This window comes from Psychrobacter cibarius, from assembly GCA_030686115.1.
Taxonomy (GTDB): Bacteria; Pseudomonadota; Gammaproteobacteria; order Pseudomonadales; family Moraxellaceae; genus Psychrobacter; species Psychrobacter cibarius_C.
Genome location: CP131612.1, coordinates 3,375,087 through 3,397,217, shown reverse-complemented (window position 1 = coordinate 3,397,217; position 22,131 = coordinate 3,375,087). Strand labels below are relative to the sequence as shown.

Below are 22,131 nucleotides of genomic sequence, written 5' to 3'. Positions count from 1 at the left end.
CAAGTCATATTTAAGAAAACAATGCTTAAAAAAGTAACGTTTAAATAGTGGCAGTGCCATTCTATTTTATAAGTAAACAGGCACTCTCTTGTACAACTGTATTGATAACTATGCCGCTAATTGTGACTGGGTATTGATAACGTCACGCACAAAACTCGCAAACCCTTTAATAATATCGCCTGTTTCTTGTCCGATACCTTGATGAATACTCATAAAATGAATAAAACCATGCGGCGCACCTAGAATGGTATGAGTCTCGACTGCTACACCATGCACCTTTAATTGCTTTGCATAAGCAAATGCTTCATCACGTAATACGTCTAATTCTGCGGCGACAATATAAGTCGGGCATACTTTACTATTATCACCAAGCATCGGACAGTTAAGGATATGCTGGCGTGGCAAGGGGCTGTTATCTAAACAAGCAGCATCAAATACAGCCACATCGGCATGATCCAATAATAATCCCTCGCCATATAACTCCCAACTTGGATAATCCGTTTCGATATCCGTCACAGGATACAAAGGCATTTGTGCAAGCGGCTTTGGTAAGCGCTCTAATAAATCGAACATTTTTTGACCTGCAATGCCCAGATCTGACCATGCGACTTGCGAGGGCGCAGTAAGTTGTTGGGCAATTAAGGTGGACAATCCGCCGCCAGCACTATCGCCTGCTAGCACGATTCGCGAGGGTAAAGCACCTAAGGTATGGCAATGCTCAGCCAGCCAAGCGTAGGCAGTGATACAGTCTTTTAATGCGGCTGGTGCTGGATGCTCAGGTGCTAAGCGATAATCAACACTGACTATCAGCCAGCCCGTTTGCTCACAAACCGCGTGGCAAAACTCATGATGGGTGCTGACATCACCAATACAAAATCCACCCCCATGAAAATATAACAACACTGTTTCATCAGAATTATGAGTATCCGCTTTTTTGAACCCTAAGCCATGAGAGCTCGCGTCTGATTGATAACAGCGAATGGTCATATCGCCATCATCAGCGTTGGCAATCACTTTGTCTTCCCAATGCACAAGCTTCTGATTTTTTTTCGTAAATCGCTTCATGTTGCCGATGATATTGTCACTTGCTTGCTGCCATACCTGCGGTGCTTGCATCGCCACGGCGTCAGCGGCGAACCTTTCGCGCAGCTCATGCATTGGTGTCAGCTCAAGAGGCGTTTTAAGCTTACTATTCACCGCGAGAATCAAACGCAGGTGAGCATCGGCGTGCAGATATTGTTTTGAGCTAGGTCCTTTCAAATAACCAACCAAGCTCTCTAATAGTGGCGTTGGCAGATAGCCGACTCCTTTCATGGCATAGTGCAAGGTATGCGGCTGGCAAGTCGTCAACGGGTTATAGCTAAGCACTTTTTGTTTGACGGTCAAACGATTCTCTTGAGTGCCATTTTCTTCTCTTATACCATTATCTATACGATCTGTTGATGCGAGCTTTATCGTCATCAGCGCTTTATTTAATAGCGCATTGATTGATAACACGGTTGATTTAGACATAACACTTCTCGTTGATGATTGTCAGTATGCGTTGTCATATATGAGTGTTCACTTTGACATGAGCTATACTATTTGTAGCAATAATAGAGTAATCAAAAATAAAGTTGAGTATTGTTTGGTAATGGCTTATGTACCAACGGTAAGTTTTTTGGAATAAGTACTGCTTTCTTGTAGCTTGTGTTAACGAACATGGATAGCCATTTACCACCTATGAAATTCTGTTTTGAGCACTTTAATCCAGATTTAGGCAATATTTGTTGTAAATTAGAAAAATTCCCTTGGCTTAGGCTTGAAATTTACCTTCATCACCTTTATCAAACAGCTAGTAGAAGGTACTCATAACAACAATGTGTAAGACGGGTTAATTATTTAATAAGAGCACAGTATCCCTAGCAAATAGTGAGCTTGTTGCCTCTTATATAAATTGTCATTATTAAAATTCTAAGGAGCTATCATGAGCGAGCAAAATACCAACCACGAATCGCCTGAGCAAAATGTGGCGCATGACAATATTGAACACAGTGACAGTATTTTAGAAGAAACTATGAAAGAGTTTGATCCAAAGCATAACTCAGGTGAAGAGATGACCATCGAAAATGAAATCGATCTCGACACCTTTAAAGCGCGTATCGCTGAGCTAGAAGGTGAAGTGAAGCAAGCTAAAGAAGTCACCGCCCGTGCCAATGCTGAAGCTTACAATGCACAAAAACGCATGGAGCAAGAGGCGGATAAGAGCAAGCGTTTTGCCTTGCAGAAATTTGCCAAAGAGCTATTAGAAGTGGTCGATAACTTAGAACGCGCCATCGAAAGCGCCCATGCCGATGACCCTGTTACAGAAGGGGTGAGACTGACGCACAAAGCGTTATTGGACGTATTAAATAAGAACGGCGTCGAAATGGTTGACCCACAAGGCGAGAAATTCAACGCGGATCTTCATGAAGCTGTTGGTATCGATGAAGAAGCCGAGGCTGATACTGTCGGTACTGTATTACAAAAAGGTTATAGCTTGAACGGTCGTTTATTACGCCCAGCCATGGTACGTGTTGGACAGTAGTACTAAAAATTGGATTTTTAGTGTGCTAAACCCTACTATTATTAAGGGTTTTCACAAAAAGTCACACGAAAGACAAATTTTGCATGATGATTGACTTGAAAAAATCCATAAGTAAACCGATATATATAGCAACAAGAGATCAACCACGGTCTGAATAGATAAATACTTAAAACAAATTAGGAGCAAATAATTATGGGTAAAGTAATTGGTATTGATTTAGGTACGACTAACTCGTGTGTCGCAGTGATGGAAGGTGACAAAGTCAAAGTCATCGAAAATGCTGAAGGTACTCGTACAACGCCATCTATCGTTGCTTATAAAAACGATGAAATTTTGGTGGGTCAGTCAGCCAAACGTCAAGCGGTCACCAATCCAAACAACACGTTGTTTGCGATTAAGCGTTTGATTGGTCGTCGTTTTGATGACAAAGTCGTGCAAAAAGACATCGGCATGGTACCTTACAAAATCGCCAAAGCGGATAACGGTGATGCATGGGTAGAAATTAACGGTAAAAAATTAGCACCACCACAGGTTTCTGCTGAAATCTTGAAAAAAATGAAAAAAACAGCAGAAGACTATCTTGGTGAAACTGTTACTGAAGCGGTTGTAACCGTACCAGCTTATTTTAATGACTCACAACGTCAAGCAACAAAAGACGCGGGTAAAATTGCAGGTCTTGATGTAAAACGTATCATCAACGAACCAACAGCTGCGGCTCTTGCGTACGGTATGGACAAGAAGCAAGGCGATAGCACGGTTGCTGTTTATGACTTGGGTGGTGGTACTTTTGACGTATCAATCATCGAAATCGCTGACGTTGATGGCGAGCAGCAGTTTGAAGTTTTAGCAACCAATGGTGATACATTCCTTGGTGGTGAAGACTTTGACTCAGCATTGATTGATTATTTGGTTGATGAGTTCAAAAAAGACCAAGATGTCAATTTGAAAGGTGACTCATTGGCGATGCAGCGTCTAAAAGAAGCGGCAGAAAAAGCGAAAATTGAGTTATCAAGTGCCCAAAGTACTGAAGTGAACTTGCCTTATATTACTGCAGACAGCAATGGTCCTAAGCATTTGGTGGTCACTATCAGTCGCTCAAAACTTGAGAGCTTAACTGAAGAGTTGGTACAACGTACCATGGGTCCTTGTAAGATTGCCCTTGAAGATGCTGGCATAAAAATTGGTGACATCGATGATGTTATCTTAGTTGGTGGTCAGACTCGTATGCCACTGGTACAGCAAAAAGTACAAGAGTTCTTCGGTCAGGAGCCACGTAAAGATGTGAACCCTGATGAAGCAGTAGCGGCAGGGGCTGCGATTCAAGGCGCGGTATTGTCTGGTGAAAAAACAGACGTATTGCTACTTGATGTGACGCCACTAACGCTTGGTATCGAAACGATGGGTGGTGTCATGACACCAGTTATTGAGAAAAACACCATGATTCCTACTAAGAAATCACAGGTATTCTCAACGGCTGAAGACAACCAACCAGCTGTGACCATCCAGGTTTATCAAGGTGAGCGCAAAATCGCTAACCAAAATAAACAGCTTGGTCGTTTTGATTTGACGGATATTCCACCAGCACCACGTGGTCTACCGCAAATTGAAGTTACTTTTGACATCAATGCTGACGGTATCATGAATATCTCAGCAACTGACAAAGGTACGGGTAAAGCGCAAAGCATCCAGATCAAAGCAGATTCTGGCTTGACGGATGAAGAAATCGAGCAAATGGTTCGTGATGCAGAAGCCAATGCTGCAGAAGACGAAAAATTCGCTAACTTAGCGCAAGTTCGTAACGAAGCAGATGGTCGTATTCATGCGGTACAAAAAGCGTTGAAAGACGCTGAAGACAAAGTAACTGCTGAAGAAAAATCAACAGTAGAAGCTGCTATCTCTGAGCTTGAAGCGGTAATGAAAGAAGATGATCATGATGACATCAAAGCCAAGCTTGAAGCATTAGACAATGCCTTCTTGCCAGTTAGTCAGAAGATTTATGCTGACGCAGGCGCAGGTAGCGAGGGCATGGATCCAAGCCAGTTCCAACAAGGCGCGGACAATGCAGCAGATAGCAACCAAGCTGATGATGACGTCGTTGATGCTGAGTTTACTGAAGTAGACGAAGACAAAAAATAATTGTGATTTAGTAACTAAACGCAGTTAAAAAAAAACGCATCCTTCGGGATGCGTTTTTTTATGGCTGTTATTTATAAGAAATATCCTACCACTCTATATCTTGTCTTTATGATTTAAAGGCACTCACTATCAGTACTTCATAAGTCAAATGAACGATAGGCTGACCGTCGTCATCTTGCGCCGAAAAATGTTGCCAATAATCAGACTCAAACTGTTGCAAGCGTGCCTTGGTCCACATAAAGGGCTGGGTGCTGTTGGCTTTTACTTGCGTCTGATTGGTCGATACGCCGGTCAACTTCATATGTTTTAAGATAGCGTAGGGACTGGCAAACGGTAACTCGAAACGCTGAGTGGACAGTTCAATTTTCTCAAAACCCGCACTAATCAGTGCCAATCGCCACTCAATGATATCTGGATAATAGAGTCCTTGACCGGTCAAACTTTTAATTTGCAAAAAGTTATTTGGCGTAAAAGTGTTAAACAGCAGTTGACCTCCAGCTCGCAAACGGCGTGCTGATTGTGCAACAAAGTTTAAGGGGTCATCAAACCACTGCACTGCATTGGCACTGATTATTAAGCTATGTTCACCCTCAAAGTTCATCGTTTCAGCATCGCCAATTGCTATGTCAGCATTGGGCATTATGGACTGTAAAGTAGCCGATTGTTCAGCGCATAATTCATTGATTAGCCAATATTGACTTTGAATGTGTGCTGCGAGTAGGCGGGTCATTTGACCAGTTCCTGCACCGACTTCAAGCACACTGTCGTGTTCAGTGTGGGTGAGTTTGTCTATTAAATATTGACAGACTTGCTGCTGAACATTGGCATGCTGATCATAGTCGCTGGCATTGGCAAAATGACGAGCGATGGTTTGTTTTCTGGTGCTAAAGTTATCAGGCGTGGCGAGTGTTTTCATACGGTTTATTATATCCAAGTGAGCCAATTATCAATCGATAGCAGGACTGACATCGCTGATTTATAACAACAGACTTATAATTGTTGTATCAATTGTTCGCAGTCTTCATCTGTCAGCTTGGCATTCATGACCAAACGGATGCGAGCGGTGTTTGCAGGCACAGTGGGTGGCCTGATAGGCAGGGCGTAAAAACCTGCTGCTTGCAATTGTTGTGCTTTGGCAAGCGTGCTGGCATTGTCGCCCAAGATGTAAGGCACAATCGGTGATTCATAGTGTGGATGCTGGGTGTTTTGAGACACACGGTATCTTGGGTCGATGGCTTGACTAAGCTTGGTAGACAACCGTGCTAAATGCGCCCGTTGATTATTGAGCATTGGCATTTTTGCTAAAATAAATCGCGTCCATGCGTGATTGATAGGGGGTAATGCAGTACTAAAAATTAGTGGACGCATGCGGTTAATTAGCCATTGCTTGACGACATCATCGCACATGATATAAGCACCCACCGAGGCAAACGCTTTACCGAAAGTACCGACCAAATAGTCAATATCAGCCAATGTCTGCGTTTCTTCCGCTAGTCCCAAGCCTGTATCCCCTAATACACCGATGGCATGAGCCTCATCGACATACAGTTCGATACGAGCATCGCTAGCTTTTAATTGTACCAGTTGACATAAATCCGCACGATCACCATCCATACTAAAGATGCTCTCAGTGACAATAATGATGCGCTCAATGTCTGGCGCTGCTTGCTCAATAAACGTCGCTAAATGTTCATAATCATTGTGACGATAACGACGATAGCTGACCAGTTTGCTTTGGCTCAAACGTAACCCATCGATAATGCTGGCATGTACCAGCTTGTCAGCTAAGATCAGTGTTTTGACTGGCAAGGCTGTGAGGGCTGGCAATATACCAAGATTGGCATGATAGCCGCTATTCAATACCAACACCGATTTTGAGGCAGAGATGTCACGTTTGCCGACAGCGGTTTGATACCATTCCTGCAACTCAGACTCTAGCGCTTGTAGTTGTGCATCATTTCCAGTGAGCAAGCGTGAGGACGTCGCACTCATTTTAGGCATTTGTGCGACTGATAGCGGTGTTAGTTGACTGAGAAATTCGTTTTGTAATTCGGTGTCGCCGCCTAAGCCCAGATAATCGTTACTGGCGATATTGAGTAAGGTTTGACCTTCGCTAATAACGTATCGCCCATGATGTTGGAGATTGGGTAATTGACGATATTGTTGGGTGGCTTTGAGTGCTGTAAGCGCTTCTTGCAGGTGGCTAGTTATACGTCTGGTCATTATTTTTACCTTAAAATATTCGGTATCTCTTATTGTTTTATGCTTATTTCTGCTAGAAAGGCGATGAAATGAGTAGGGATTATTGCATAAACTCAGTGGTTGTAACAAAAGATTTCATATCTTTGCCTTTGTAACCCAAGCACTGATAAATACTTGCAAATCTTAACTCTCATACCATCAAACACTGACAGACGACTTGAAATAGTTTGTTACTATATACCCATCGTTAGCAAACAAGGCGATAGGGCTATAAAAGCCAATATAAATAGATAACTTGTTTGTCCAAATTGATTTTAAGGAGCTAATAATGAAAACGCTACAAAAAACGCTACTTGCACTAGCAGCTGGTTCTTTGTTAACTGTTGGCGCACAGGCCGCTACTTCTTATAGCAACGGTTACACTGGTCAGCCGTATGTCGGCGTAAAAGTCGGTCAGTTTGATCTAGATATCGACAATGCAGATGATCCAACTGCTTATGGTGTCTACGGTGGTTATAACTTCGATCAAAACTTTGGTGTCGAAGCAGAGTATGTAGGTTCAGATGATGCTGATTACAAAAATGGTGATCTTGATGCCAAAACTTATGGCGCATATGGTACGGCACGCTACCAGTTCCCAAATACTGGCTTATACGCTAAAGGTAAGCTAGGGGTTGCTAAAACTGAAGTAGAAGGTGATTACACCGTTGGTCCAGTTAAAGTTTCGAAATCTAGCAGCGACACAGGTCTTGCTGGTGGTGTAGGTCTTGGTTACTCAGTGAATCCTAACTTTGGTGTCGAAGCTGAATACTCAATGATGGACAGTGATGTCGATGCCAAACTACTTACTGTTGGCGCTCAGTTGAAGTTCTAAAGCCAAAACGATTTATCAGCTAAACGAGTGAGAGAAGATGGCAATAATAATTTTTTCTCATCCAGATACTTTACAGACAAATAATTAAAAATATAACCCTAGGGGAATACTATGAAAACTTTACAAAAAACGTTACTTGCATTAGCAGCTGGTTCTTTATTAAGCATGGGTGCACAAGCTGCCGTATCTTATGGCAACGGTTACACTGGTCAGCCATACGTTGGTGTAAAAGTCGGTCAGTTTGACCTAGATGTAAACGGTGCTGACAAGCCAACTGCTTATGGTGTCTATGGTGGTTACAACTTTGATCCTAACTTTGGTATCGAAGCAGAATATGTAGGTTCAGGCGATGCCGATTATTATAACGGTGATATCGATGCCAAGAGCTATGGCGCGTATGGTACTTATCGTTATCAGTTCCCAAATACTGCGCTATATGCCAAAGGTAAGCTAGGTGTTGCTAAGACTGAAATCGAAGGTAACTATATCGTTGAAGACTCTAATAGAAAAACCATTTCTAACGATGATACCAGCCTTGCAGGTGGTGTAGGCCTTGGTTATTCGGTTAACCCAAACTTCAGTGTTGAAGCTGAATATGACATGTTAGGTAGCGACGCAGATCTTATGACTGTTGGTGCTCAGCTAAAATTCTAAGTTTTTGATTAGCAGTATGATAACTAAAAAACGCACCCTATGAGGTGCGTTTTTTTGTACGATAAAAAGCACTGTAAGCGTCATTAAAAAAGAGTGCATTCGAAATAAGGTTCTGTTAATATCTCGAATTCGACAATAGTTCAGCTAACTTATATGCTCTGTTATTTTCATTCAGATGGTATTTTTAGTTTTATTTAACAGGAAGATATATGAATACTTTACAAAAAGCTTTAATCGCCCTATCAGTTGGCTCTTTATTGAGTGTCAGCGCGCAAGCGGCAGTTAACTATGCAGGTCAGCCGTATGTTGGCGTAAAAGCTGGTAAGTTCATGGTAGATGCTGATGATCTAGATGATCCTACTGCTTATGGTATTTATGCTGGTTATAACTTTGATCCTAACTTTGGTGCTGAAGTTGAATATGTAGGCTCTAGTGACACTGATGTTGATACAGGTACCAGACTTCTTAAAGGTGAATATGACCTTAAAACTTATGGTGCTTACGGTACTTACCGTTATCAATTCCCTAATACTGGTTTATATGCCAAAGGTAAGTTAGGGTTTGCTAAAGCTGAGATTGATGCGTCTTTAAGTGACGTACTTGGAAACACTATTAGTGAAAGCGATAGCGATAGTGGTGTTGCTGGTGGTATTGGTTTGGGTTATAACTTTAACCCTAGCATGAGCGTTGAAGCTGAATATGATTATGTCGCTGAAGATATTACTCTATTAACTTTAGGTGCTCACATTAAGTTTTAATAAGTTGATTAAAGAAAAAAGAAACGATCGCTTTGGCGGTCGTTTTTTTATGCTCTAAGTTTTAATATGTGTTTCTTACATTTTTCGAAGTATACACATCATATATTGATGATTTTTAAGAAATTACTAACACCAAAAATGTGCTACATTAAAAGTTAGAATGATAAAGATAGGGAATGTAGTGATGATGGAGATGCTTTGGATGATTGAACCTTGGCACTGGTTAGTCTTAGGTTTCATATTGCTGATCATTGAGATGTTTGTGCCGACATTCGCCAGCCTTTGGTTTGGTGCCGCTGCCATCATCGTTGCCGCGCTTTCGTGGCTATTGCCTATTTCTGTCTCTGTGCAAATTATTATTTGGTTGGTGCTTTCTGCCATATTCTTGCTGGCATGGTTCAAGTTTATTAAACCCTTATCAGTAGATCGCACCAAAGCAGGCTTGGGTGGTAGTGTTATCGTTGGTGAAACTGGCATGATTATCGTCCAGCCACAGCCAGATAGAGCGGGCACCGTCAGATTCAGTGTTCCTATTGTTGGGGCAGCGGAGTGGATGTGCCGCACTACGGGTGAGCCGGTGGCGGTCGGCGATCGAGTGGTGGTGACCGATATTGTCGGTAATGAGCTGATTGTGAGCAGTATGAAATCGCAGGCAGCGATTAATAAAGACATGCAATTATAATAATAAGGATGAATTATGGAAAGCTTTAGCATTGTCATGGTGGTTTTGGTTGCACTGGTTGTCTTTACGGTTTTCAAAGGCGTTCGAATCGTGCCACAAGGCTATAAGTGGGTGGTGCAGCGATTGGGCAAATATAGCCAAACACTAGAGCCAGGTCTCAACCTTATTATTCCTTTCGTTGATGATGTCGCTTATAAAGTGACGACCAAAGACATTGTTCTTGATATTCCCTCACAAGAGGTCATTACGCGAGACAACGTTGTTATCATTGCCAACGCCGTGGCGTATATCAATATCGTGCGCCCAGATAAGGCCGTTTATGGCATTGAAGATTATGAATATGGTATTCGTAATTTGGTGCAGACGTCACTACGTTCAATTATCGGTGAGATGGATCTTGATAGTGCATTATCTAGCCGTGATGAAATCAAAATGAAGCTAAAGCATGCGATATCAGAAGATATTGCGGACTGGGGTATCACCCTAAAGACAGTAGAAATTCAAGATATTAATCCATCGCAAACGATGCAAGCATCAATGGAAGAGCAGGCAGCGGCAGAGCGTCTGCGCCGTGCGACAGTGACTCGTGCTGATGGTCAAAAGCAAGCGGCTATCTTAGAGGCAGATGGACGTTTAGAGGCGTCACGTCGTGATGCCGAAGCACAAGTGGTATTGGCGAGAGGTTCTGAAGAGTCTATTCGCCTGATTACTAATGCAATGGGCGAGGAAGAGATGCCTATTGTCTACTTACTTGGTGAGCAATATATTAAGGCGATTCGTGAGCTGGCAGAGTCTGACAATGCAAAAATGGTGGTATTACCTGCTGATATCTTAAGTACCATCAAGGGTATGGTGGGTGATAAGCTTAAGGTTTAATCGGTCATGTATAGCCATGTGCTATAGCATTAACTCTTAAAATGGTCAGTGAGCTTATTAGGCGCTGGCTATTTTTTCGACTGTCAATTGTGCTGAACGCTATATCTAATAAATTACTCATATGGTTCGTTTAACAAGAATAAAATATATATCAGGGATAAAAATGACTATACAAAATATTAATACAGAAATCATTCAAATAAAAGACTTTATCCAAAGCACGGCACTACCTTATACCGTGCTCGATGGTACGCATATCAATGCTGCGTATCCTGAGAGGAAGCTTGAGATTAGAGGGGGTGGTTTTGGCTCAGATGCAGCGGCTCATCCAACCCATGCCAATCAATTTTATGTGCTCACCGATCGCGGTCCCAATGCCGATTTCGAAGGTAGTGCAGGCACGGGTAAACAGTTTTTAGTACCTGACTATACACCGCGCATCGGATTGTTTGAGCTACAAGCAACTGGGCAGATTATTAAGATCAAAGAGATACTACTAAAAGACGCAAATGGCAATCCTATCTCTGGGCTACCGAATCCACAAGCACTCGGCGGAACTAATGAAGTCCCTTACGATGTCGACGGCCAGCCGATGACCATGAATCCCAACCTACCTTTTGATGCAGTGACCAATCCTATCAAAAACGATATCAATGGTTTAGATCCTGAAGGTCTTGCTGCGCTCACAGATGGTAGTTTTTGGATCAGTGATGAGTATGGTCCTCATTTGGTTCATTATAATGCGCAGGGGGTGGAGATTGAGCGTATCAATGCCTTTGCGAGCGATGAGCGCAATAATGTAATTGTTAATGGTCAGCCGATTTTACTACCAGCAGAATTTACCAAACGTCGTGCAAATCGTGGTATGGAGGCATTAACGATTACTCCAGATCAGAGCACACTGGTGGGTATTATGGAGTCTTCTATGGACAACCCTGATCAGTCAGGTCGTGTCGCCAGTTTGACGCGCATCGTCACTATCAATCTATACTCTGGTCAAATAGCACAGTATTTGTATCGTCTCGATCATGCTCACCATGTGACTTCGGGTATCGTTGCGATTAACAATCACGAGTTTTATTTGATTGAACATGATCGCAAGTTTCCGCTACAAGACCAGTCTGCGCAAAAGCTCATTTATAAAATTGACCTCTCGCAGGCGACTGGTATTGAGAATATTTTAAATACAGATAATATCAAGCAAGATCATGTATTGGGTTTAACGATCAATGGACAAACACTTGAGCAGCTTATTGCAGCCGATGAAAAAAATTGGCAATTGCTGAAGGAATTGGCAATCAAACCAGTCAAGAAAACCTTGGTGGTCGACGTTCTCGCGACTGTAGAGTATCCGCATGATAAGTTAGAAGGTTTGTGGTTGCGTCAAGATGGCTCATTGGGTTTGCTGAATGACGATGACTTTGCGATGACGGATTCAATGATTGCCAGCGCTAAAAGCACAATTGAGCAGAAATATTTGGACAGTGAAAAAACAATAGAAGATGCAAATAGGCTATATATGGTGATGCCTTCTGAATGTGGTGATGGCTACTGAGTAGGCTAGGGCATGTCCTCAATTCAATTGATCATATCTAAATGGGCTAAAAATAGCTAAATTTTGCCAAACATCGTTAAATAGCTGGCTAATATCCCGATATTATCTGCGCTATTTTCCTCGTTTGACTGCAATTTATCTCATTTTTATCACCATTTTTGAAATGAGGACACGCCCTAGAGGTATTTTTCGTCAATCATCAGCTTTATTAAACACCATAAAAAAAGACCTCAAGTGAGGTCTTTTTTATGACTGCTTTTAATTTATGGAACAACTCAATCAAATAACTTTTGAGAAACGATTTTTATGTTTTTTCTCAAGATATTCATCAAATACCATGGCGACATTACGACCTAATAGTCGACCTTTTGGTAGCACACGAATACCAGCCGCGTCCATATCGATGAGCTTGTCTTCTTGCATGGCGCCAAGCTGTTGAATCTCATTGATAAAGTAAGTGATGGCATCGATACCAAATTTTTGATTGATGTCTTTAAAATCGATATAGTCGTGACAGAGTAGATTCATAATCACATATTCACGCAAGCGATCTTTGATGGATGTTTTGATGACTTTTACCGCAGGCATGGCAGCCGAGTTACTTTGTGCAGCATCGATGCTCGCTTGATAAACTGACAGATCTGTATCATTTTGCAAAATATAGCGGGTATTGGCATTGGCAATTTGACTGATAGAGGAGACGCCGAAGCCCAATAAATCACAATCGCCCATGATGGTATAACCTTGAAAGTTACGATGCAGTTTGCCCTCACGCTGCGCCACGGCTAATTCATCATCAGGCTTGGCGAAGTGATCAATACCGATATATTGATAGCCAGCTTCGGTCAGCGTATTGATGGTATTGCCAAGCATCGTAAGCTTGGCTGCTGGGTCTGGCAAATCGGCTTCTTTAATCTGGCGCTGGGCTTTAAAACGTTCTGGCAAGTGTGCGTAATTAAATACTGACAAGCGATCCGGCGACATCTCGATGATACGGCGTACCGTTTTATCCAAGGTTGCGGGTGTTTGATGCGGCAAACCATAAATTAGGTCGATATTGATAGAGTGAAAACCTAGATCACGCGCCTCATTTAACACATTTTCAATGAGCTCTGCTGAATGTACACGGTTGACGGCGATTTGTACCGTTTCATCGAGGTCTTGTACGCCTAAACTGACACGGTTAAAGCCAAGGTTGCGTAATACTTTCAATGTCTCGCCACTCAGCTCGCGTGGGTCAATTTCAATAGAGTAATCGCCTTTGTCTTCAGGTAAGAATTCAAACTGAGTTTGTAAAAACTGCCACAGTTGAACCATTTCTTCATCACGCAAAAATGTTGGCGTACCCCCACCCAAATGCAGCTGTTTAACGAGGGGTTTGCTACTACCTTCTGGGACAGGTAGAAGGCGGCGTTTGTGCTTAATCTCAGCGATTAAATACTGCAAATAATCGCCTGAGTCGCTATTTTTCTTGGTGATAATTTTATTGCAAGCGCAGTAATAGCAGAGGTGACGACAGAATGGAATATGAAAATATAAAGACAGTGGTGCACGAGCTTCACGGTTCTGAAGAATCTTTGCCTCAAGACCATCAGAGATGGGTGAGAACTCTAAAGCGGTCGGATAGGAGGTATAACGTGGTCCTGAACGATTGTATTTATTAATAATAGCTTCATCAAAGGCAGGTAGCTGCTTACTCATCATACTGCCACGCGTACTGGCATAAGGACTTTCTGATTGCATAACAGGGCGTGTCGTGGTCGGTTGCTCTCCTGCACGATTGTAAGGTTGCTGAGTATTTGATTCTGAATATTCTGTCATGCGGTACTCCTCGTTTTGACCTTGAGTATTACTGTTCTTACATCTCTAACGACCAAATATCTGAAAGCCAGTAAGTGTTTGATAGATGGTTAATAACCATAATAAGTCTGTTATCAATAATAATTTTCACAGCGCTATATGCTGCTAAATTGATAGCCATCAATAAGCACTAGTATAACAAATCCTTGTTTGCAGTGGGGTGGTCGGCGAGTTTTCTTACATGCAAACTGTCTATGATAAGTCCATTTGATTTTGGCAATTATACTCATACCCCTCTTGCGGTTAGCTGGCTAAGTGCTGGCATCATGATGAATCGACGATATTCAAACAGGCTGCTTCCATAAAGTAAAAAAGACCTCAGCATATATCTGAGGTCTTTTTATCACTAATTTAAGTTACGTCAAACTTATTCTTTTAGCTGGATTTTATTGCCAACGGCTTGCTTGCTAACGTCATTAGCATTGAAGGGTAAACGAATCCATTCTTTAGCTGAGTAGCGACGACTCTGGTCACGATGGAACGGTCGAGTAGTATCAGAAGCTTGCGAGTAACCTAGTAATGCTTCTGCTACAGGGCCGCTTTTATCAAAGGTAACGGTTTGCATATATGTTGGACCAAAATTAATGAGGTAGTTTGCGCCATCATTAGCGCTTGTGCCTCTCGTTTCTGCAACATTGAATACACCTTCACGACCAAAGCCACCATGCATAGCAATACGCTCGCCGTTTTTACCAGCATCAACGATATACTGCAAATCAGATAAAGACGCATCAAGAGCAATGTTTTTATCTTGGAAGAACTTAATGGAATCTCCTAAAGCAGTACGTGTATCCGCACTAATAATTAAACCACGAGGCGTATTGACTGGGTCTTTTGCATCAAATTTAACACTGAATATCGTATCCGTCGTTTCATTGAAATCCACATTACGCCAAAACTCTCTAAAGACATGAGCGCCTTTGCTCTCTAAATTATTACGACGATCCCAATTACCCAAGATATTACAAGCATTAGTTGCATCAATAGTAGAGCCGCCTGTCAAAGGCATGCTAGCATTCGCTCGACAATCTGCTAATACGTCGTCAAGTACCAACTCAGCGACATAGCTGCGGTTACCATAGACGACCTCTTGCATATTGTTTAAATTGAACTTAGTACCGCCCAAGTTATCTTTATTACTGAATCGATCTTGTATTTGAACCAGTCCCATACGTGAGCGCATAAGCAATGGAACACCAGCTGCTGGAGTAGCACCTAAGAAGGGGGCTAAACGACGACGTAGGAGCGGTGAAAATCCAGTCAGTGGTTGCTCTAAATTGCTTAACCAATAGCTATCATTCGAGTTAGCAACATAATCATCGCGGATCAAGAAAGGTAAGTTTGAGCGCCCAAAGATACCTGCTTGCGGTGAGTCTGTATCAACTCCCCATTCACAGGCAGCGTTACTACCATTCAGTGCTGGCAAGTCAGCGGCAATTAAAGCACCAAGGAAGGGGCCAGATGCAGCACTACTACAAGCTTCAAGCTTAGCTTTGGTCACATTTGGTACGGTTGAGATGTCAGCATAGAGTGCCTTACCATTACGGTCGGTAGCAATAGTATTAACAAACCCAAGACCAAGGACGCTTTGCATTCTATCGACTAAGTCCTCAACGCTCGTAGCCTTATTCATACTACGCCACTGATTGAGTGCTCTTGGGTTTTCAGAGGCGGCGTCACGGATAGTATAAGCTAGATTATTAGCGCCCCATGCTGGTAATTGACCATTGAGCAAGTTGACAGCTAACATCGGTCCATATTGTGAGACATAAATATTGTGAACCTGCGTCTGATTATTTGGTAGCTGAATAGTGACAGGAACGGTCTCGATATCGCGCTGCTCAGTCACACCAGCGCTATTAGTATAATTGTATTTGAGAGGATCTCCGTCAACTAGGCTAAGCTGATAAAGCGTAAAACGTTTGGCAGTGGATACGGTATGGCTCCAAGCCACGTCTTTATTAAAACCAATGTTAGGGAAAGGCTGACCTTGTTGAGCCGCACCCATCACATCCAGCTCACCTGGCATCGTTAAGTGAAATTGATAGAAGCGTTGGACGCCATCCCATGGCTCATGCGGATTGCCATACATGACCCCGCTATTAGTACCGGTCACCTCCTTACCAAAGGCATAGGCATTACTACCGCCACTCATCGCATTAATCGTATCCATATTGAATGCAGGTGCTGACTCTACGACAGGATTTGCGACTGGAACACTACGCATTCTTGAGCTACCCTGAACGCCAGCAATAGAGGGCGGTGCCGCTGCTACAATGGGACCGACAAAATTAGATAAGCCACCACGTAGATTGGCTTTACCGTAGACCGTCAATAAATCATCGAGAGTAATCTCGCGTACCCATTCAGCATTGGCACAAGCAGGATCGATATTAGCCACGCCTTTGTCACGTAGATAACGGCTATAGCCTGCTGCATAACCTGTCACAGCATCAATGACTTCAGGGTCTTGAGCTGCTAAAAATTCAGCTTTTCGCTTGTCAGTGTTGTACCATGTATAAAAAGCATCGCTAGCCAAATTACCGTCAGCGCCTAGATACAGCATACTCTGACCGCTAGCGACTACAACTTCACGCGCTAGTGAGCAGAAGTTATCTTCTGCGAATGCATAACCGACGCCATAACCAAGGCCTTTGTAATCCTTTGCGGTGATGTGCGGTATACCGAACTCAGTGCGCTGAATATCGGCTTCATAATTAGTGGAAGGGGATATGACATCATCGTCATTGAAACTATTGTCGCTGTCTGAGCAGCCGAACAGTCCTAAAGAGACTGCTACTGTCAGTAGCGTGAGTGTGGGCACACGCCGATTATGCATCTTTATGCTCATAAGCTTATCCATCCATGGTAGTGGGTATTATATAAAGTAGGTGTTATATAAATCTGCAGCAAAAAGCCGCCAGCAAACTTTATATGATCAATAAAATCCTTTTATTGCCAATACTCTTGCTAATCTTTAATACTTTGTAGCACGATTAAAATTATCCAATACGTTAATAACGTGGTTAACAGGGGTGAGAACCTTTGGATAATCTTTGGGGCAGCATAGCCGAATAAGACTGAGCGAAAGAGCATCCGTTTATCATATAACAACTGTTGATAACTATGCTAGTAAATAAAATGAGACAAGAAAACACGACATTTGCGCACTGATACATAATGCTCTATTATCAATTATTCCCTATATTAGGAAAATGCTGATGTCGTTTGCCCAAGTCTATACTCGTTCAGTCGTCGGACTGCATGCGCCCAAGGTCATTATTGAAGTGCATCTGTCACAAGGGTTGCCAGCATTGACCATCGTCGGTTTGCCGGAGGCGGCGGTACGTGAGAGTAAAGACCGTGTACGCTCTGCGATTCTGAACTCTGGCTTTCAATTTCCTAATCGTCGTCTCACTATCAATTTAGCCCCCGCTGATTTGCCTAAAGATGGCGCGCGTCTTGATTTACCGATTGCCATCGGAATCTTGGCAGCCAGTGATCAATTGGATCCAGAAGTATTATCAGGGTTTGAGTTTATCGGTGAGTTAGCGCTCAATGGGAATTTACGGCAAGTGACAGGCAGCTTAGCGGTGGCACGAGCGATCAAAGCTGAGGCGCTGGCGTCCAAAGTATTGCAGGTGGCAAATATTACTGAACAGGAGCTGAGCGAACCGCAGCCAAAACCACAAACACCGCAGCTTATCGTACCGATTGATAATGGTGCTGAGGCCAGCCGTGTGGATGGCGTGACGATACTAGCCGCGCAAAGCTTAAAGACAGTTTGTGACCACTTACAGTCGTTAGCCAATCCAAGCGCAGCCTATGACTCTTTGGACGTTGTACAACCCAGTCCAGCACAGCAGCATGTTGGCTATCAAGTGGATTTGGCTGATGTCAAAGGACAGCATCATGCACGGCGCGCGCTAGAGATTGCCGCTGCTGGTGGTCATTCGCTGTTATTTACAGGGCCACCCGGCTCAGGCAAGACGTTAATGGCGTCAAGGCTGCCGACCATATTGCCGGATTTAAGTGATGAAGATGCATTAGAAGTTGCCAGTACTTATTCAGTGGCAGACAGCGATTACGATTATGGGACAAGACCGTTTAGGCAGGTTCATCACACTATATCAGCCGTGGCTTTGGTGGGTGGTGGCTGTCGCTTTACCCAATTAATGTCATTCCTACCCAATTCCTGTCAAACTGCTAATTAAATGATTTATTATCTCGCCTTAGCCGACGCGCTAAAGGCGACTTTTAGCGATCTATTTTATTGATTGTGACGTATTGAACGACAATTTCTATTTATAAAGTGATTTACTATTATGGTATTCCCTCCATTTAAAGACAATAAAATAGAGCCTTATAAGGCCAGCATAAACCTTAAAGGTTACTTTGAGAGCAATCCAAGATTAAGATCATATCAACGATATACAGTCGTCTGGTACTCTAATTTAGCTAGGAATTTTGCAGACAACTCGGAATTACTAATAAGAGTCGTGTTATTCAATATAGATGATGCAAATCCTTATTTTCAACCAGAGTTAGAAGTTCCTTTTGGCGCTATATCAAAGATGCCAATAGGATCGATATGGAAAAATGGGATATGTGACTCTAAATTTGTACTTGATGAATTTGAGATTAATCTAGGTGATAGTGCTGAATACGATCATAGTGAAGGCAAAAGAGTTGAGCTAAACGAGCACCTTAATGATGTTTACCCTGTCTACAAAATGCTAGAAAACGAGCATTCTATTGTCAGAGTAAGTAATGTAGGAGCAAATCAAGACACCATTCTTATTCACCCTGTATTGTTCTTTATTGCCCATTTTGGCTATTCAATGGAGATTAAGAGAGTTTTAATGACACTCAATTGGGGGCTGGAAAATAATATTCATTACTCTCACGGAGAGGATTTTATCAGTAGGTGTCTATTAAACTACTGTGACGCAAGCTACCAACAAATCCCTAATTTGGTGTATTTACCTAAGAAATTCGTAATAAGAGATAGTGTCTTACTACATTTCATAAAAACGAGTGATCATACTAGAAATATAGTAAGAGATTTTAATCAATATATACGAACCCAATTGCGTACACATCCTTATAAAATTAACTTAAAAGTAAAGCCTTGGCATGATGATGATATTCAGGTGCTATTTGAGGGAACTCGATTAGATGACAGTACAATACTATGCACTAGCATTAAAGGTATATCGGAACCAGATTTTATTGACTGTGATGAAATTAATGTTGTCGCTAGCCCTAGTTTTAAGAACCCAGTTGAAGGTATTGATGAAGGAAAAGACATATTTTTCTACCCAGTAAAAAAGAGAGAACAAACAGAGGATATAGCGCTTAATCCCGATCATCCTGCTAACAACATGGAAACAGCAACCGTTAGACAGGCAATGAAAATATTGGGAAAAAAGATAGCAATGAAAATTCATCAACAAAAAATAGAAGCGGAACAAGCTGGTACAAAATACCCTCTTTACGGTGCAGAACCGTCTAGCTATGCATCTGGCAATGTTTCCAATAGTAGAGGCGATATTGGATATGCAGCCTTTTGCTTTGAGGATGTTGAGCCTGAAAAAACAAAAGGTTCGAGGATTCAGAAATTATGGGGACATGCTAAGGCATTAAGCGGTTCTAATGAGCCTGAGAGGGCGAAATGGTTCACCTATCGACTTGGATTTAACAGTAGTGACGATTATCAGCTTATGTCCTTAACGAGTATAAGCAAAGGTTTATCTCCCTACCCACAAGAGCTTATTGTAATTAGAGTAGTCGTTGATAAGAACGTATATTACATATTAGATAGTCATGAAAAAGTCGGCACTGACTCTGGAATGAGTGGAGTTATTATAATTGTAGCTGACGAAAAGCAGTTTTTAGACGCAGAAAACGATGAAGGCTTGCTTGCGATCATTGTATCTATTAATAACTACCCATCAGGCTCTTTACCCAAAGAGTTTATAGATGCTTTTGAAGGTCGATTAAGTACATTCAAACATACTACTGCTATTAATGATGACAACAACTGGATATTAACTGGGGTAAATAAGATTAATGACGCATTACATAACTAGACTTTTAGCAAGTGTGGATAGCTAGTTTATTTCTCTTAAATTGTGAGGTCAATAGCAATGAATAAATTAATGCTAAGTCTAAGCTTGTTACTAATTGTGGCATGTAGTCCTGTGGCGCAAGAACATGACGATCTATACGGTTCTGGTTTTATTAACGTGAATGAGATGCAGTGGTCGCTTGAACACTCATCGCCATATCCGTTTACCGTAGCTTACGGAGAAATATCATGCGGTTTCCATCCAGCTTTCGGTCGTGAGGTGTATTTTGCGCCAGAGGGTTTCACCGATGAGTCTTATATTGGCACACCACTTAATAAAGCAGCAGCTAACGCTCTAAAATATGATGATATGCACTCGAACGTACCATATAGCATTAACACAGGAGCAGACCTAAGTGTGGCTGTAAATATAGGTCTAAAGGTGTGTGATGAGCAGCAAGAGTCTCTAAAGAACAATGTTTAACATTATGAATCAACAAACGATCAAATTAAGCGATAAATAGCCAACCCGAAAATGGCATCTTTAATCTTATTAGCTAGCATACGTTGAACGTAGCTATGCTATAAATTGAAGTCGATATTTGCCATAAAAATAAAATTGGACTGAAAATGAAATTAAAAGCTGATTTTTTCGGTGACTGGATTAACATTTTAAAGAACACTCTAAGTAATGAGTGGGGTTGTAATATTGCATCAGTGCCAGATAGCAAAATACCAGTACTATATTTTAATACAGAAAGTAGACGACCAGCGAAAAAGATACGTGAAGTGATTTTAGCTGACACTTTTGTTTGTCCAAAAGAGCTAGAGGAAGGGTTCAACAGACTTATAAGCAGGGTTGAAAGCGGTAAAGACTTGACTATGAATCTAAGCAAAAAAATATTTTCTCCCAATAAAACAGATCCTATGTTGAATGACTGGGGTGTCCATCACTTTCATTTGAATGAAAACGATGATGGTAGTTTTGAAAAAGGATCTGAGTTTCTTGTTTTTGCTTGGCTTTTTAATGATAAGTTTTACGTTATCGGAATATTCGCTCATAAAACTTGGGAAAATAAAGAAGTGGTTGAAATCATGCATAGAAACTGGTCTAAGGAGCTAGAAGGATATAAAGTGCTTGATGATCTTGGATCTGACAATCTAACAGAACAACAAAGAAAACGTTTGCGAGAAGCTGGCGTAAATGTGATCAGTTCTATTGAAGGAGGACCATCATACTTTCCAATTGGGGGTGGTTTTGCAGGTCAGGGTTTTAATGTACAGTCAGTCATACAGGTGGATAAACAAAAAATCATCCTCAGAGATCTCCAGAATATAATTGCTAGTAAATTAGAGGGTTATCTCGGCCTTTTTGTAAAGCGTGGATATAAAGGAGAGCCTGAAATTGAAGCTGTTCTAAGTATGGATGGTGCTGATTATATTGTTACATTCCCCAAATACGATTTCTCAGAAACTTATGAACTAAGATAAAGCAGTCAGCTTATATCCTAAAAATATTTTTATCTATTGGGAAAAGCATTAGATTTTTACTAATGCCTATCCCATAAAGTCGCTCAATGGAATACAAATAAACTAATTGATGTTGTAAATCGAAATTAACGTGAATATTACTATATTTTTAAATCGCTAGATCTTGCCATATGCGGCATTCATTCGATATGCTTTGACATCCCCTGCAATAACTAGGTTGATCGCTTTCTCAATTTCAGTGAGAGGAGCATTGAATCATTCATATGATTGCTCAAACTTTATGGGTTACTAATCGTACAGTTGATCCAATGCAAGAGTGGTAAAAGGCAGCCGAGTGCAGGTGCATCTATCATACCTTAAGCGCATTTAGCGCTTTTATAAATGACAACTACCTTGAAAAACTTCAA

The 22,131-nt window shown here is 41.8% G+C and carries 16 protein-coding genes and 1 pseudogene; 12 read left to right on the top strand and 5 right to left on the bottom strand.

All coding sequences use genetic code 11. From position 1 onward, the window contains the following. Nucleotides 1-108: 108 nt before the first annotated feature. Nucleotides 109-1,512, bottom strand: a complete 1,404-nt coding sequence (locus Q6344_14455; protein WLG13752.1) for an alpha/beta hydrolase — start codon at nucleotides 1,510-1,512, stop codon at nucleotides 109-111. Nucleotides 1,513-1,966: 454 nt separating this feature from the next. Between Q6344_14455 and grpE the strand changes: the two genes are divergently transcribed. Both grpE and dnaK read left to right on the top strand, forming a co-directional pair. Next, a complete protein-coding gene (grpE, locus tag Q6344_14450) occupies nucleotides 1,967-2,566 on the top strand; it encodes a nucleotide exchange factor GrpE (GenBank protein ID WLG13751.1) in 600 nt (199 codons plus the stop codon). A gap of 192 nt (nucleotides 2,567-2,758) precedes the next feature. Next, nucleotides 2,759-4,702: a molecular chaperone DnaK gene (gene dnaK, locus Q6344_14445; GenBank protein WLG13750.1), complete on the top strand. Its 1,944-nt coding sequence runs from the start codon at nucleotides 2,759-2,761 to the stop codon at nucleotides 4,700-4,702. A 106-nt stretch (nucleotides 4,703-4,808) separates the two neighbouring features. On the opposite strand, the gene Q6344_14440 is transcribed toward dnaK, so the two are convergent. Both Q6344_14440 and Q6344_14435 read right to left on the bottom strand, forming a co-directional pair. Next, nucleotides 4,809-5,618, bottom strand: coding sequence for a methyltransferase domain-containing protein (locus tag Q6344_14440; protein ID WLG13749.1), 810 nt, complete (start codon nucleotides 5,616-5,618; stop codon nucleotides 4,809-4,811). Between the two features lie 74 nt (nucleotides 5,619-5,692). Further along, the gene (locus tag Q6344_14435; GenBank protein WLG13748.1) at nucleotides 5,693-6,925 is read right to left on the bottom strand and encodes an 8-amino-7-oxononanoate synthase; all 1,233 of its coding nucleotides are present in this window, start codon (nucleotides 6,923-6,925) and stop codon (nucleotides 5,693-5,695) included. A 307-nt stretch (nucleotides 6,926-7,232) separates the two neighbouring features. On the opposite strand from Q6344_14435, the gene Q6344_14430 reads away from it, so the two are divergent. The 6 genes from Q6344_14430 to Q6344_14405 all read left to right on the top strand — a co-directional run bounded on the left by Q6344_14430 (nucleotide 7,233) and on the right by Q6344_14405 (nucleotide 12,303). Continuing rightward, a complete protein-coding gene (locus Q6344_14430; protein WLG13747.1) occupies nucleotides 7,233-7,778 on the top strand; it encodes a porin family protein in 546 nt (181 codons plus the stop codon). A 111-nt stretch (nucleotides 7,779-7,889) separates the two neighbouring features. Beyond that, complete coding sequence (locus tag Q6344_14425; GenBank protein ID WLG13746.1) at nucleotides 7,890-8,432, top strand: porin family protein; 543 nt, start codon at nucleotides 7,890-7,892, stop codon at nucleotides 8,430-8,432. A gap of 209 nt (nucleotides 8,433-8,641) precedes the next feature. Further along, nucleotides 8,642-9,190 carry a porin family protein gene (locus Q6344_14420; GenBank protein WLG13745.1) on the top strand — a complete coding sequence of 183 codons (549 nt, stop codon included), beginning with the start codon at nucleotides 8,642-8,644 and terminating at the stop codon, nucleotides 9,188-9,190. A 184-nt stretch (nucleotides 9,191-9,374) separates the two neighbouring features. Continuing rightward, entirely contained in the window at nucleotides 9,375-9,872 is a 498-nt protein-coding gene (locus Q6344_14415; GenBank protein ID WLG13744.1) for an NfeD family protein, read from the top strand. Nucleotides 9,873-9,887: 15 nt separating this feature from the next. Next, entirely contained in the window at nucleotides 9,888-10,748 is an 861-nt protein-coding gene (locus Q6344_14410; protein WLG13743.1) for an SPFH domain-containing protein, read from the top strand. Nucleotides 10,749-10,911: 163 nt separating this feature from the next. Continuing rightward, nucleotides 10,912-12,303, top strand: a complete 1,392-nt coding sequence (locus tag Q6344_14405) for an esterase-like activity of phytase family protein (protein WLG13742.1) — start codon at nucleotides 10,912-10,914, stop codon at nucleotides 12,301-12,303. A gap of 279 nt (nucleotides 12,304-12,582) precedes the next feature. Here the strand turns inward: Q6344_14405 and hemN are convergent, their stop codons facing one another. Both hemN and Q6344_14395 read right to left on the bottom strand, forming a co-directional pair. Beyond that, nucleotides 12,583-14,007, bottom strand: coding sequence for an oxygen-independent coproporphyrinogen III oxidase (hemN, locus tag Q6344_14400; GenBank protein ID WLG15229.1), 1,425 nt, complete (start codon nucleotides 14,005-14,007; stop codon nucleotides 12,583-12,585). Nucleotides 14,008-14,530: 523 nt separating this feature from the next. Then, complete coding sequence (locus tag Q6344_14395) at nucleotides 14,531-17,014, bottom strand: penicillin acylase family protein (GenBank protein WLG13741.1); 2,484 nt, start codon at nucleotides 17,012-17,014, stop codon at nucleotides 14,531-14,533. Nucleotides 17,015-17,384: 370 nt separating this feature from the next. On the opposite strand from Q6344_14395, the pseudogene Q6344_14390 reads away from it, so the two are divergent. The 4 genes and pseudogenes from Q6344_14390 (at nucleotide 17,385) to Q6344_14375 (ending at nucleotide 21,724) form a co-directional block, all read left to right on the top strand. Then, a pseudogene (locus tag Q6344_14390) lies at nucleotides 17,385-18,320 on the top strand (magnesium chelatase domain-containing protein). Nucleotides 18,321-18,488: 168 nt separating this feature from the next. After that, nucleotides 18,489-20,255, top strand: a complete 1,767-nt coding sequence (locus Q6344_14385; GenBank protein ID WLG13740.1) for a hypothetical protein — start codon at nucleotides 18,489-18,491, stop codon at nucleotides 20,253-20,255. A 57-nt stretch (nucleotides 20,256-20,312) separates the two neighbouring features. Beyond that, a complete protein-coding gene (locus Q6344_14380) occupies nucleotides 20,313-20,717 on the top strand; it encodes a hypothetical protein (protein ID WLG13739.1) in 405 nt (134 codons plus the stop codon). A 146-nt stretch (nucleotides 20,718-20,863) separates the two neighbouring features. Continuing rightward, nucleotides 20,864-21,724 (top strand): hypothetical protein, encoded by an 861-nt coding sequence (locus tag Q6344_14375; protein WLG13738.1) that lies wholly within the window; start codon nucleotides 20,864-20,866, stop codon nucleotides 21,722-21,724. Nucleotides 21,725-22,131 lie beyond the last annotated feature (407 nt).

Bases quoted from the DNA above. Each gene is read 5' to 3' on its own strand.
- Q6344_14375 (WLG13738.1), top strand. From the start codon at position 20,864: ATGAAATTAAAAGCTGATTTTTTCGGTGACTGGATTAACATTTTAAAG.
- dnaK (WLG13750.1), top strand. From the start codon at position 2,759: ATGGGTAAAGTAATTGGTATTGATTTAGGTACGACTAACTCGTGTGTC.
- Q6344_14435 (WLG13748.1), bottom strand. From the start codon at position 6,925: ATGACCAGACGTATAACTAGCCACCTGCAAGAAGCGCTTACAGCACTC.
- hemN (WLG15229.1), bottom strand. From the start codon at position 14,007: ATGATGAGTAAGCAGCTACCTGCCTTTGATGAAGCTATTATTAATAAA.
- Q6344_14380 (WLG13739.1), top strand. From the start codon at position 20,313: ATGAATAAATTAATGCTAAGTCTAAGCTTGTTACTAATTGTGGCATGT.
- Q6344_14385 (WLG13740.1), top strand. From the start codon at position 18,489: ATGGTATTCCCTCCATTTAAAGACAATAAAATAGAGCCTTATAAGGCC.
- Q6344_14420 (WLG13745.1), top strand. From the start codon at position 8,642: ATGAATACTTTACAAAAAGCTTTAATCGCCCTATCAGTTGGCTCTTTA.
- Q6344_14440 (WLG13749.1), bottom strand. From the start codon at position 5,618: ATGAAAACACTCGCCACGCCTGATAACTTTAGCACCAGAAAACAAACC.
- Q6344_14455 (WLG13752.1), bottom strand. From the start codon at position 1,512: ATGTCTAAATCAACCGTGTTATCAATCAATGCGCTATTAAATAAAGCG.
- grpE (WLG13751.1), top strand. From the start codon at position 1,967: ATGAGCGAGCAAAATACCAACCACGAATCGCCTGAGCAAAATGTGGCG.
- Q6344_14415 (WLG13744.1), top strand. From the start codon at position 9,375: ATGATGGAGATGCTTTGGATGATTGAACCTTGGCACTGGTTAGTCTTA.
- Q6344_14395 (WLG13741.1), bottom strand. From the start codon at position 17,014: ATGAGCATAAAGATGCATAATCGGCGTGTGCCCACACTCACGCTACTG.
- Q6344_14425 (WLG13746.1), top strand. From the start codon at position 7,890: ATGAAAACTTTACAAAAAACGTTACTTGCATTAGCAGCTGGTTCTTTA.
- Q6344_14430 (WLG13747.1), top strand. From the start codon at position 7,233: ATGAAAACGCTACAAAAAACGCTACTTGCACTAGCAGCTGGTTCTTTG.
- Q6344_14410 (WLG13743.1), top strand. From the start codon at position 9,888: ATGGAAAGCTTTAGCATTGTCATGGTGGTTTTGGTTGCACTGGTTGTC.
- Q6344_14405 (WLG13742.1), top strand. From the start codon at position 10,912: ATGACTATACAAAATATTAATACAGAAATCATTCAAATAAAAGACTTT.